The following is a 12,734-nucleotide window of genomic DNA, read 5'->3' as shown; positions in this document are numbered from 1 at the left end:
TCAATACCCGTCTTCAGTTTTAGAGGAATGAATCGTGCGTTTGAAAATCGCGAAAGAAAGCTTACTGAATGTACTGTCTCATGTTGTAGGGGCAGTCGAGCGTCGTCATACCTTAAACATCCTTTCAAACGTCAAGATTCAAGTGACTGCACAAGCCCTCACCATTACCGGTTCTGACCTGGAAGTTGAGTTGGTGGCGAGTACTATGCTGGCCGAAGGGGCGTGTTTGCAACCTGGTGAAACCACGGTGCCTGCCCGTAAACTGGTGGATATCTGTAAATCTTTGCCAAGTGCAGCTTTGATTGACCTGCAAATTACCGAAGATCAACGTTGTATCTTGAAATCAGGGAATAGTCGTTTTGTGTTGGGGACTTTACCTGCTGAAGACTATCCGTTGTTATCGACTGAAAACAGTCAAGGCACTCAGGTTCAGGTCACACAGCGTGAACTGAAACGTTTATTTGAAAAAACTTCTTTTGCCATGGCTGTGCAGGATGTGCGTTTCTACCTGACCGGAACGCTGCTCGAAATTGATCAAAACCAATTACGTGCCGTCACCACCGATGGTCACCGTTTGGCGTTGTGTGAAACAGCCGCAACTTCGAACACTGAACAGCTCGTACAGGCGATTGTTCCACGTAAAGCAGTGGGTGAGTTGCAGCGCTTGCTGAGTATTGAAGATGAGCAATTGGCGTTGCTGATTGGTCGCGAGTTATTGAACGTCAATATCCGGATTGCAAGCCGTGATAAAGAGCAAGCTGACATTGCTGTGCGTTTCACAACTAAACTCATTGACGGGAAATTCCCAGACTATCGCCGTGTCATTCCGCGGGGTGGGGATAAGCATGTGATGATTGCACATGATGTATTCAAGCAATCCTTGCAACGTGTGGCGATCTTGAGTAATGAAAAATTACGCGGGGTTTTCCTGAATTTTAATCAGGATTCATTGCAATTGCGTGCCAATAACCCTGAACAGGATGAAGCGATTGAAGATTTGGCGATCCAGTACAGTAATGCGCCGTTAGAGATGTCATTTAATGCGCAATACTTGCTTGATGTTCTGGGTGTGCTAGATGGTGATGACGTTATGATGAGTATGACTGAAGCCAACCAGTCTGTTCTGGTTCAGGATCCGGCACATCAGGATCAGACCTATGTGGTTATGCCGATGCGTGTTTAAGTCTTAATAACTCTCATGCATATCACGCGTTTAAATATAGAGCGTGTTCGAAATCTGACGGCGGTTGCTCTCCACGGATTGCAGCCGTTTAATGTCTTTTATGGCGCCAATGGTTCGGGTAAAACCTCTATTCTTGAGTCGATTCACCTGCTAGCGACCGGGCGTTCTTTTCGCACCCATATTCCGAAAAACTACATCCAGCAGCATGCGAGTGATGCGATTGTCTTTGCCCAGTCAGCCACTGAAAAAATGGGCATGCAAAAGTTCCAGAGTGGGGAACAACTGATCAAGGTAAATGGGGACACAGTCGCTACACAAGGACAGCTTGCTCGACTTTTGCCGCTACAACATATTGATCCGCAAAGTACCGATATTATCGATCATGGCGCCAAGCCTCGCCGCCAACTGTTGGATTGGTTGATGTTCCACGTGGAACCGGATTTTTATCATGCCTGGCAATATTACTCACGGGCCTTAAAACAGCGTAATTCCCTGTTAAAGTCACAGCGTCATTTAACGCTGGCAGAGCTTGAACCGTGGAACAAAATGCTCGGTGACTACGGTGAAATGTTACATTCACAGCGTTTGAGCATTGTTGAGCAATGGCAGCGGTATTTTTTAGCGGATTTGCAGCAATTGTTGCCGGATTTAGTGGTCGAAATGGACTACTCACCTGGCTTTCATGCCGAGTTGGGATTGGTGCATGATCTCACGACCCATCATCAAAAAGATGTGGAACGGCGTTATACCGAGTATGGCCCACATCGTGCAGATTTAAGGTTGAAAACCCCCTTAGGTAATGCGGATGACGTGCTGTCGCGGGGGCAAAAAAAGTTATTAATTATGGCGTTGAAACTGTCACAGATTGCAATGTTACATGCGAGCAATAAGGAAACTGTGGTATTATTAGATGATTTGACGGCAGAATTAGATTTAACCGCACAACAACGTTTAATTGAGCGATTAAGCCAGCTCGGTAGCCAGGTTTTTCTGACTACTTTGGATCAGCAATCGGTACAACACCATTTAAGTGATCTTTCTATTTCCTATCAATTATTCAATGTTGAACACGGTCAAGTCCACGCTGTTTCACAGTGATTTACCCATTTTTTGGATAGACCTATTTTTACACTAGGGAGCAACCATGAGTTCAGAGTCGCAATCTGCATCTCCAACAGAACAAATCAATGAAAAGGCTTATGATTCCTCTAGTATCAAGGTATTACGTGGCCTAGATGCAGTCCGTAAACGTCCTGGTATGTATATTGGCGATACTGACGACGGTACTGGCTTGCACCACATGGTGTTTGAGGTCGTGGATAATGCGATTGATGAAGCTTTGGCCGGCCACTGTGATGAAATTCTAGTCACGATCCATGAAGATGAATCTGTGAGTGTTTCTGATAATGGACGTGGCATTCCAACCGATATTCACCCAGAAGAAGGTGTCTCGGCTGCTGAGGTAATTCTGACCATCCTACATGCGGGTGGTAAATTTGATGATAACAGCTATAAAGTTTCCGGTGGTTTGCACGGCGTGGGTGTTTCGGTTGTGAATGCACTGTCGAGCAAGTTGTTGCTCAACATCCGTCGTGCTGGCCATATTTATGAGCAGGAATATCATCACGGCGATCCGCAGTATCCATTACGTGAAATTGGCACAACTGAAGAAACAGGGACCACGGTTCGTTTTTACCCGAGTCCTGAAACGTTTAGCCAAACGATTTTTAATGTTGATATCTTGGCCCGCCGTCTGCGTGAATTGTCTTTCCTGAATGCCGGTGTGCGCATTGTTTTGCGTGATGAGCGCATTAACCTAGAACATGTGTATGCCTATGAAGGTGGCTTGTCCGAGTTTGTAAAATACATTAACGAAGGCAAAAACCATCTGAACGACATCTTTCACTTCACCACTCAGGCTGAAAATGGGATTGCAGTAGAAGTTGCGTTGCAATGGAATGATACCTATCAGGAAAATGTACGTTGCTTTACCAACAACATTCCACAAAAAGATGGTGGAACGCATCTGGCCGGTTTCCGTGCCGCACTGACGCGTGGTTTAAATAACTACCTAGAAAGCGAAAATATTCTTAAAAAAGAAAAAGTCGCGGTGAGCGGTGATGATGCCCGTGAAGGTTTGACCGCCATTATTTCAGTGAAAGTGCCAGATCCAAAATTCTCTTCACAAACCAAAGAGAAATTGGTGTCGAGTGAAGTGAAACCGGCGGTTGAACAGGCCATGAACAAGGCATTCTCAGAATACCTGCTGGAAAACCCACAAGCTGCGAAATCGATTGCTGGAAAGATTATTGATGCGGCACGTGCGCGTGATGCGGCACGTAGAGCCCGTGAAATGACCCGCCGTAAGAGTGCGCTGGATATTGCCGGTTTGCCAGGAAAGTTAGCGGACTGTCAGGAAAAAGACCCAGCATTGTCTGAATTATACCTGGTCGAGGGTGACTCTGCGGGTGGTTCAGCCAAGCAGGGCCGTAACCGTAAAATGCAGGCGATTCTGCCACTCAAAGGTAAAATTCTAAACGTGGAACGTGCACGCTTTGACAAGATGATTTCATCGGCAGAAGTCGGCACGCTGATTACGGCATTGGGTTGTGGTATTGGCCGTGAAGAATACAATCCGGACAAATTGCGTTATCACAAAATCATCATCATGACCGATGCGGACGTGGATGGTTCACACATCCGGACTTTATTGTTGACCTTCTTCTTCCGCCAAATGCCGGAACTGGTTGAGCGTGGTCATATTTATATTGCTCAGCCACCCTTGTATAAGCTGAAAAAAGGAAAACAGGAACAGTACATCAAAGACAATGATGCGCTAGAAACTTTCCTGATTTCCAACGCGATTGATGAACTCAGCCTGCATGTCAGCGCCAATGCGCCTGCGATCAGCGGCGAAGCCTTGTCGAAAGTGATTGCCGATTATCAATTGTCACAGAAGAGCTTGCAGCGTCTAACCCAGCGTTATCCTGCGAGCTTGTTGGATGCTTTGTTAGAGCTTGAACCGTTTAAAGCGGAACAGAATCAGGATCAAGCCTATGTTGAGCAGTGGGCAGAGCAGTTACGTGCTGCCATTGAACGTTTACAGCCAAGTTTGCGTCCTGAAATTTCACTCGAGTCATTTGCCCGTGAGCAGAATGGTGTGATGACTACGCATTACTGGCCACGTGTCACGTTGTATGTGCATAACTTGCCACATCAGTATTTGCTGGATGTGACGCTGTTTAACTCAGGCGAATATGGCCGTTTGTTGAAAAATGCCAAGAGCTGGTTCAAGTTGATTGAAGAAGGGGCGTATTTGCAAAAAGGCGAGCGCCGTATTCTGGTCAGCAACTTCCATCAAGTCTGGCAGCATATCTTGCAAGATTCACGTCGTGGCATGATGATCCAGCGCTATAAAGGTTTGGGTGAGATGAATGCGGAGCAACTTTGGGAAACCACCATGGATCCAGAGAACCGCAACATGCTGCAAGTCACCATTGATGATGCGATTGAAGCAGACCGTATGTTCTCCTGCCTGATGGGAGATGATGTAGAACCACGCCGTGCATTTATTGAAGAAAATGCATTGAATGCAGATATTGATGCTTAATAGGGAAAAGAAGTTGATGCGTCGTACATTTGGATCAGCATTGGTGTTATCGGGATTATTGGCACTCAGTCAGGGTGTCTGGGCATCCGGTGATCTTGAAATGGATATGAAACGACTGGCCAAAAGCACGATGGCTTTTGCGGAAGCGAAAGATGCTGCACAGGCCAAGAAGCAACTGCTGATTATGCGAAAAGCGACAGTGGCTTCGAAAAAGTCGCGTCCACATAAACTAGAACGTTTACCTGCAGAGCATGAGCAGGTCAAAAGCTACCAACAGGGGCTTGACCTGTTAATTACCGAAATTGACAAACTCATCGTTTTGGTTGATCAGGGGAAATTGGAACAGGCTCAATCTCAAGGGATGAGCCTGGTTAAAATTCGCAATGAATATCATAAGAAATTCCGCTAATTGCGAGATTGTCTTGCAGGAGTGAAAATAAAAAAGCCGAATCAGGGATTCGGCTTTTTTGTTGTGTGGCGGTTATTCAAAAGAACTTTCCAGCTCTTCCAGTTCCATCATCAATTCCAGCATTTGCTCTTCATACTGTTCCAATTGAGTTTTGAGATCGGTTTGCTCATTCATCAATTGCATCAGGTCATTTTTGCGGTTGGCTTCATAGAGGGTAGTATCTGCCAGCAGTTGTTCGATTTCGGTCAGACGTGGCTGTAGTTTTTCCATCTGAGCTTCACATTTTTCAATGTTCTTGCGAATTGGCCGGGTCTGCTCACGACGACGTGCAGCCTCTTTACGTTGTGCTTCTTTGTCGGTTTTGGAAATCGTCGGTTTATCTTCGACCAGAGATTGCACCGGTGCTGCAGGTTGCTGACCATTTTTCATGATGTCCAAACGTGCCTGACGTAACCAGTCTGCATATGCAGCCAAATCTCCCTCAAATTCTTTACTGCGACCGCCATGTACCAAAATCAATTCATCACAGACACTCGCAATCAATTGGCGTTCATGCGAAACCAGTACTACCGCACCTTCAAAGTCCTGTAAGGCCATGGTCAGCGCATGGCGCATATCCAAGTCTAAGTGGTTGGTCGGCTCATCCAGAATCAGCACATTCGGACGTTTCCAGACAATCAGGGCTAAGGCTAAACGTGCGCGCTCGCCACCCGAGAAGCTTTCTGAAGGCGTATCCATGCGTTCGCCACTAAAGCCGAAACTGCCTAGAAATGCGCGTAATGTGGCTTCACTGATTTTTGGATCTGCAATGCGGGCCAGTTGCAGCATCGGACTGGCATTGCCATCTAGAGCATCCATCTGATGCTGGGCAAAATAACCAATATTCAGCAGTTCAGAAGCTTTGCGTTTGCCGCGTAGCAGTGGCAAATCACCGACCAGTGATTTAATTAGGGTGGATTTACCTGCACCGTTCATCCCGAGCAGACCAATACGGCTAGTTGGGGTGATCTGCAAATTGACGTTGGTCACAATCAGTTTGTCACCATAGCCAATATCGGCATGTTCCAGTTCCAGTAAAGGTGAACTCATTTTGGTGGGCTCACGGAACGAGAAGGTAAATGGTGTATCGACATGCGCTGCCGACAGTTCCTGCATGCGTTCTAGCTGTTTGATTCGGCTTTGAGCCTGACGGGCTTTGGTGGCTTGTGCTTTGAAACGGTCAATATATTTTTGCAAATGCGCACGGGTTTCTAGTTGTTTTTCATAGGCCTGTTGTTGCTGCGCCAGACGTTCGCTTCGTGTACGTTCAAAGGTAGAATAGTTGCCGGTATACAGGGTTAGTTCTTGGTTTTCGATATGCAAAATATGATCGGTAATAGCATCAAGGAAATCGCGGTCATGCGAAATCAGCACCAAGGTACCCTCATAAGCCTTGAGCCAGTCCTCTAGCCACAAAATGGCATCCAAATCCAAGTGGTTGGTCGGTTCATCCAGCAGTAGTAAATCAGAGCGGCTCATCAATGTGCGTGCCAGATTCAGACGCATACGCCAGCCACCGGAAAAGCTCGCCACACTGAGTTCGGATTGATGTTCAAAAAAGCCCAGCCCCGCCATCAGTTGCGAGGCTTTAGAGGGAGCAGAATAGCCATTAATCTCATCAAAACGGCCATATAAGTGTGCCAGTTCGTCATTACTGAGTGTTTCTGGATGCTCGAGTTTGTGCTGGATCTCCCAGTATTCTTCATCACCTGACAGCACAAAATCGATGGCTTTCATATCCAGTGCTTCAATTTCCTGTGCCATGTGTGCCACGGTCCAGACACTCGGACGGGTGAGCGAGCCACTGTCCGATTCCATGCCGCCGAGCAGAGCTGAAAATAGCGTGGATTTCCCGGCGCCATTGACTCCAGTCAGACCAATTTTCCAGCCGGGATGTAACTGCATAGAGGCTTTTTGAAAAAGAACACGTCCACCGCGACGCAGGGAAAGTTGATCAAGTTGAATCATGGGAGGCGCACATATCATAAATTATGAGTGCGCTATTCTACGGCCTAATGCGGACGAAAACAAAACTGCTGCTTGAGAATCAGGGGTAAGTCAGAGCGAAAGTAAAAGGATGCAGTACAATCCCTAAATTGAATGGAAAATAATCCTGATAAATTTGCTCAGATTTGGTCTTTAATCTTCAAAAATGACCCTCATATTGGGTATGCTATACTGAGTTATGTGATCTTTTACTTTGAAAGATCGTTGAATGAATTTGAGGAAGGCTCAAGATGAATGCCCAAGCGCTTGTAATCACAGACAATGCTGCCAACAAAGTGCGCCAACTGCGTGAAAGTGAAGGCAACCAAGAGTTAATGTTGCGTGTTTATGTGACGGGTGGTGGCTGTTCAGGCTTTTCTTATGGTTTTAATTTTGCAGACAGTGTAAATGAAGATGACGCCAAGTTTGAAAATGGCGATGTGACCATGCTGGTTGATTCATTAAGCTATCAATATTTAGTGGGTTCCGTGGTTGATTATATTGAGGGTTTGGAAGGTTCACGTTTTATCGTGCAGAACCCGAATGCGACCACTACTTGTGGTTGTGGTTCTTCTTTCTCGATTTAAAGATCGACTCAAAAAAGCCCTCTGCATATGAGGGCTTTTTTATTGATGATTTTTGTGCTTAAACGGCTGTGATGCTACCCAAAATACGGTCACCTTTGGCACCGGTGACTGCAGGTAAGTTGCCGGCTTGACCTTGTACAAAACGCATCGCCAACCAGGCAAACGCGGTGGCTTCCACCCAAGTCGGAGATAAACCTAATACTTCGGTGGTTTGTACCGTCCAATGGTGTTTACGCAGACGCCAGCGCAGTTGTTCCAGTAAATGCGAATTATAGGCACCACCACCACAGACATAAACTTCGCCCGTATCCATCAGGTCACAACGATAAATAGCTTTTTTAATCGCACGTGTGGTGAGTTTCATCAAGGTGGCCTGAATATTTTCAGGGGTGTCTTCTAACTCCTCATAATCCAGATCATTGCGCCAGTCGCTGAGCTGTTCATCCAGCCATTCAAGATTGAAATCTTCACGGCCGGTACTTTTCGGTGGTTCTTTGGAAAAGTATTCGTGTGCGCCTAAACGTTCCAGCAATGAACGGATTGGCTGTCCATAAGCGGCCCAATCGCCATTTTCATCATAAGGCTGGCCAGTGTAACGGTGGCACCAGGCATCCATTAAAATATTGGCCGGACCGGTATCAAAGCCGTAAACTTTTTCCGGTTGTCCAGCGGGCAGCATACTCACATTGGCGATGCCGCCGAGGTTTAGAATCACGCGATGAATATCGGGGTGTTGAAATAAGGCCTGATGAAAAGCTGGGACTAATGGTGCACCCTGACCACCGGCAGCCATATCGCGGCGACGGAAATCAGAGATAACCGGAATCTGAGTGATTTCTGTAATAAGGTGCGGATCACCAATTTGCAGGGTGAAACCATGTTCAGGACGGTGACGGATGGTTTGGCCGTGCGAGCCAATTGCGCGAATCTGGCTGCGATCCAGGTTGTTTTTTTCAATCAGCGTATTGATGCCATGTCCGATCATCTTGGCCAATGCAATGTCGGCTTTGCCCATGCGGTCAATCTCGTTGATGTCGGGCAGCGTGAGCGCCATCAGTTCATCACGCAGTTCAGGAGCAAACGGTACAGTGAGGGTCGCATGCACGTGCAGGGGATCAAAAGAAGCCGCCACAAGATCGACGCCATCCATGCTGGTGCCGGTCATTACCCCAATGTATATCGTTGTCATGATGATCTTCGCCTGCAATGTGCTGAAAAAGTGTTAGTATATCGCACAAATTGAATAACTGATGTGTTTGGGTTTTGTGATGTCAAATTTCCTGCCGGCTGAAGAACAACTTGCTCTCATTCAACGAGGCACTCATGAAATTATCTCTGAAGAGGATTTACTCAAAAAGCTCAAAGAGAACCGACCTCTGAAAATTAAAGCAGGTTTTGATCCGACTGCACCAGATTTGCACTTGGGACATACGGTGCTGATCAATAAATTAAAAGTCTTTCAGGATTTGGGCCATGAAGTCTATTTCTTGATTGGTGACTATACCGCCATGATCGGCGATCCAACGGGAAAAAGTGCTACTCGTCCGCCGTTGTCGAAAGAAAAAGTGCTGGAAAATGCCAAAACTTATCAGGAGCAGGTGTTTAAAATCCTCGATCCGAATAAAACCAAGGTGGTGTTTAACTCCGAGTGGTTTGCACAAAAAACTGCAGCGGATCTTATCCAGCTGGCTTCACAGCAAACCGTTGCACGTATGCTCGAGCGTGATGACTTCACCAAGCGTTATAACAACCAGCAACCGATCGCAATTCATGAATTCTTGTACCCACTGGTACAAGGTTATGACTCTGTGGCCTTACATGCAGATGTTGAACTCGGTGGTACCGACCAGACCTTTAACCTGTTGATGGGTCGTACTTTACAGGGTCGTTACGAGCAAGAAGCTCAAGTCTGTATTACCGTACCAATTCTTGAAGGTTTAGATGGCGTCAATAAGATGTCTAAATCTTTAGGCAACTATATCGCCGTGTTTGATACACCGGGAACGATGTACCAAAAAATCCTGTCGATGCCAGATAGCTTGATTGAACGTTATTTTGACTTGCTCAGCTTTAAGTCTGTAGAAGAAATTCAGGCTTTGCTGAAAGAGATGGCAGATGGGCGTAATCCACAGGAAATCAAACGTATTCTTGCATTGGAATTGATTGAGCGCTTCCATGATAAAGAAGCAGCTGAAAATGCGCATAAGAGTGCGGGTAATGTGATTACTGAAGGGGAAGTGCCGGAAGGTACACCAGAAGTCACCATTTCACGTGCTGAGTTTGGCGGTGAAATTTTCATTGCCTCGATTTTACGTGTAGCTGGCTTAACCAAGAATGCCGCGCAAGCAAAAGATGCTGTGGCACGTGGTGCGGTAAAAGTTGATTGGGAAGTCGTAGATGGGAATTTCTCGGTGAAAGAAAACCAGACCTATATTATCCAGGCGGGTAAAAAAGCCATTGCACGGGTTACATTTACCGACTAAAGCGTGGCTGAAAAGCTGAGAAATAATTGAAGAACCTCATAGCTTGCTATGAGGTTTTTTTGTTGGGGGTGAGTTTATAAAAGAGTAATAAGATTTTTTTACAGATTGCAACTGGTTGAGAATTATAAGAAGCGATACACTCAAAAGCATAAAAGGCAACCCATATAACAATCATTCGGGAGTGCTATGTACTACAACACCACAGATTGGTATGACGATAAAATCAATTTTATTTTGAACGTACTGTTCAATACCACTTCGCGCTCTTTCCCGGCGATTACCATTAAACGCGCGTTGAGTTATCTAAATGAGCTGGATATCGCAGCAACCTATCTATTATTTTCACTAGTCTGTGAGCATTTACCCTATCGTGCCAAAATGGTGTTTGCTGGAGAGGATTATCAAGGTAAACGGCAGACCCTGATTGAAGTAATGCAGCAGCGGCAACTCAACTAATTCCAATTAAAAAGAAAAAAATTGCATAAAAAAGGAAAAAATGACGAAAAATACAGCGAAAAAATAGATTTTTTAGCAAAATAGCTGAAAAAAACGACATCCATAGCAAATTAATCAAAATAGGGGTTGCAAACGACAGTAAATCCCCTAGAATACGCACATCCCGACGCGATTGATACGAAGCTTCACCAAGGGTGAGGTTGTTAAGTATCTTTTTCGTTATTTTCTACTGACGAGGTAGGGAAGAGATCATTAAGAGATTATGAAGAACAACTTGTGTGGATTTTTACTGGTTGATTGATCGATAAATTATCATTGATTGAATTGGTAGAAATTACTCGAAGTTTATTTGAGCGAATTTTTAGTCAGTAAGATTAATGAGCCAGATTTGGCTACTTCGAAAAAGTGGCAAATGATTTTAAACTGAAGAGTTTGATCATGGCTCAGATTGAACGCTGGCGGCAGGCTTAACACATGCAAGTCGAGCGGAGCGAGGGTGCTTGCACCTTAGCTTAGCGGCGAACGGGTGAGTAATGCTTAGGAATCTGCCTATTAGTGGGGGACAACGTTTCGAAAGGAACGCTAATACCGCATACGTCCTACGGGAGAAAGCAGGGGATCTTCGGACCTTGCGCTAATAGATGAGCCTAAGTCGGATTAGCTAGTTGGTGGGGTAAAGGCCTACCAAGGCGACGATCTGTAGCGGGTCTGAGAGGATGATCCGCCACACTGGGACTGAGACACGGCCCAGACTCCTACGGGAGGCAGCAGTGGGGAATATTGGACAATGGGGGGAACCCTGATCCAGCCATGCCGCGTGTGTGAAGAAGGCCTTTTGGTTGTAAAGCACTTTAAGCGAGGAGGAGGCTTACCTAGTTAATACCTGGGATAAGTGGACGTTACTCGCAGAATAAGCACCGGCTAACTCTGTGCCAGCAGCCGCGGTAATACAGAGGGTGCGAGCGTTAATCGGATTTACTGGGCGTAAAGCGTGCGTAGGCGGCTTTTTAAGTCGGATGTGAAATCCCCGAGCTTAACTTGGGAATTGCATTCGATACTGGGAAGCTAGAGTATGGGAGAGGATGGTAGAATTCCAGGTGTAGCGGTGAAATGCGTAGAGATCTGGAGGAATACCGATGGCGAAGGCAGCCATCTGGCCTAATACTGACGCTGAGGTACGAAAGCATGGGGAGCAAACAGGATTAGATACCCTGGTAGTCCATGCCGTAAACGATGTCTACTAGCCGTTGGGGCCTTTGAGGCTTTAGTGGCGCAGCTAACGCGATAAGTAGACCGCCTGGGGAGTACGGTCGCAAGACTAAAACTCAAATGAATTGACGGGGCCCGCACAAGCGGTGGAGCATGTGGTTTAATTCGATGCAACGCGAAGAACCTTACCTGGCCTTGACATAGTAAGAACTTTCCAGAGATGGATTGGTGCCTTCGGGAACTTACATACAGGTGCTGCATGGCTGTCGTCAGCTCGTGTCGTGAGATGTTGGGTTAAGTCCCGCAACGAGCGCAACCCTTTTCCTTATTTGCCAGCACTTCGGGTGGGAACTTTAAGGATACTGCCAGTGACAAACTGGAGGAAGGCGGGGACGACGTCAAGTCATCATGGCCCTTACGGCCAGGGCTACACACGTGCTACAATGGTCGGTACAAAGGGTTGCTACACAGCGATGTGATGCTAATCTCAAAAAGCCGATCGTAGTCCGGATTGGAGTCTGCAACTCGACTCCATGAAGTCGGAATCGCTAGTAATCGCGGATCAGAATGCCGCGGTGAATACGTTCCCGGGCCTTGTACACACCGCCCGTCACACCATGGGAGTTTGTTGCACCAGAAGTAGCTAGCCTAACTGCAAAGAGGGCGGTTACCACGGTGTGGCCGATGACTGGGGTGAAGTCGTAACAAGGTAGCCGTAGGGGAACCTGCGGCTGGATCACCTCCTTAACGAAAGATTGACGATTAGTAAGAA

The 12,734-nt window shown here is 46.5% G+C and carries 9 protein-coding genes and 1 rRNA gene; 8 read left to right on the top strand and 2 right to left on the bottom strand.

The genetic code is table 11. The features are described 5' to 3' along the window. Positions 1-34: 34 nt before the first annotated feature. From dnaN to PGW99_RS11520, 4 genes are read left to right on the top strand one after another with little or no spacing between them, the layout of a single operon-like run. Positions 35-1,183 (top strand): DNA polymerase III subunit beta, encoded by a 1,149-nt coding sequence (gene dnaN, locus PGW99_RS11535; RefSeq protein WP_273777859.1) that lies wholly within the window; start codon positions 35-37, stop codon positions 1,181-1,183. A 15-nt stretch (positions 1,184-1,198) separates the two neighbouring features. Then, on the top strand, positions 1,199-2,281 hold the full coding sequence (gene recF, locus PGW99_RS11530) for a DNA replication/repair protein RecF (RefSeq protein WP_273777858.1): 1,083 nt from the start codon (positions 1,199-1,201) through the stop codon (positions 2,279-2,281). 46 nt (positions 2,282-2,327) lie between these two features. After that, entirely contained in the window at positions 2,328-4,793 is a 2,466-nt protein-coding gene (gene gyrB, locus PGW99_RS11525) for a DNA topoisomerase (ATP-hydrolyzing) subunit B (RefSeq protein WP_273777857.1), read from the top strand. Positions 4,794-4,809: 16 nt separating this feature from the next. Beyond that, positions 4,810-5,202 carry a cytochrome b562 gene (locus PGW99_RS11520; RefSeq protein WP_273777855.1) on the top strand — a complete coding sequence of 131 codons (393 nt, stop codon included), beginning with the start codon at positions 4,810-4,812 and terminating at the stop codon, positions 5,200-5,202. A 72-nt stretch (positions 5,203-5,274) separates the two neighbouring features. Here the strand turns inward: PGW99_RS11520 and PGW99_RS11515 are convergent, their stop codons facing one another. Continuing rightward, on the bottom strand, positions 5,275-7,209 hold the full coding sequence (locus PGW99_RS11515; protein ID WP_273777853.1) for an ATP-binding cassette domain-containing protein: 1,935 nt from the start codon (positions 7,207-7,209) through the stop codon (positions 5,275-5,277). Positions 7,210-7,478: 269 nt separating this feature from the next. On the opposite strand from PGW99_RS11515, the gene erpA reads away from it, so the two are divergent. Beyond that, positions 7,479-7,814, top strand: coding sequence for an iron-sulfur cluster insertion protein ErpA (gene erpA / locus PGW99_RS11510; RefSeq protein WP_273777851.1), 336 nt, complete (start codon positions 7,479-7,481; stop codon positions 7,812-7,814). Between the two features lie 58 nt (positions 7,815-7,872). Here the strand turns inward: erpA and PGW99_RS11505 are convergent, their stop codons facing one another. Next, complete coding sequence (locus PGW99_RS11505; protein ID WP_273777849.1) at positions 7,873-9,003, bottom strand: anhydro-N-acetylmuramic acid kinase; 1,131 nt, start codon at positions 9,001-9,003, stop codon at positions 7,873-7,875. A gap of 61 nt (positions 9,004-9,064) precedes the next feature. On the opposite strand from PGW99_RS11505, the gene tyrS reads away from it, so the two are divergent. The 3 genes from tyrS to PGW99_RS11490 all read left to right on the top strand — a co-directional run bounded on the left by tyrS (position 9,065) and on the right by PGW99_RS11490 (position 12,709). Then, complete coding sequence (gene tyrS, locus PGW99_RS11500) at positions 9,065-10,297, top strand: tyrosine--tRNA ligase (protein WP_273777848.1); 1,233 nt, start codon at positions 9,065-9,067, stop codon at positions 10,295-10,297. Positions 10,298-10,483: 186 nt separating this feature from the next. After that, positions 10,484-10,753: a hypothetical protein gene (locus PGW99_RS11495; RefSeq protein WP_273777847.1), complete on the top strand. Its 270-nt coding sequence runs from the start codon at positions 10,484-10,486 to the stop codon at positions 10,751-10,753. Positions 10,754-11,173: 420 nt separating this feature from the next. After that, positions 11,174-12,709 (top strand): 16S ribosomal RNA (locus PGW99_RS11490). The last annotated feature ends 25 nt before the right edge of the window (positions 12,710-12,734 follow it).

The organism is Acinetobacter sp. GSS19, assembly GCF_028621895.1.
Classification (GTDB): domain Bacteria; phylum Pseudomonadota; class Gammaproteobacteria; order Pseudomonadales; family Moraxellaceae; genus Acinetobacter.
This window is presented reverse-complemented; position numbering and strand designations above follow the sequence as displayed.

Bases quoted from the DNA above. Each gene is read 5' to 3' on its own strand.
- erpA (WP_273777851.1), top strand. From the start codon at position 7,479: ATGAATGCCCAAGCGCTTGTAATCACAGACAATGCTGCCAACAAAGTG.
- PGW99_RS11515 (WP_273777853.1), bottom strand. From the start codon at position 7,209: ATGATTCAACTTGATCAACTTTCCCTGCGTCGCGGTGGACGTGTTCTT.
- PGW99_RS11495 (WP_273777847.1), top strand. From the start codon at position 10,484: ATGTACTACAACACCACAGATTGGTATGACGATAAAATCAATTTTATT.
- PGW99_RS11505 (WP_273777849.1), bottom strand. From the start codon at position 9,003: ATGACAACGATATACATTGGGGTAATGACCGGCACCAGCATGGATGGC.
- gyrB (WP_273777857.1), top strand. From the start codon at position 2,328: ATGAGTTCAGAGTCGCAATCTGCATCTCCAACAGAACAAATCAATGAA.
- recF (WP_273777858.1), top strand. From the start codon at position 1,199: ATGCATATCACGCGTTTAAATATAGAGCGTGTTCGAAATCTGACGGCG.
- PGW99_RS11520 (WP_273777855.1), top strand. From the start codon at position 4,810: ATGCGTCGTACATTTGGATCAGCATTGGTGTTATCGGGATTATTGGCA.
- tyrS (WP_273777848.1), top strand. From the start codon at position 9,065: ATGTGTTTGGGTTTTGTGATGTCAAATTTCCTGCCGGCTGAAGAACAA.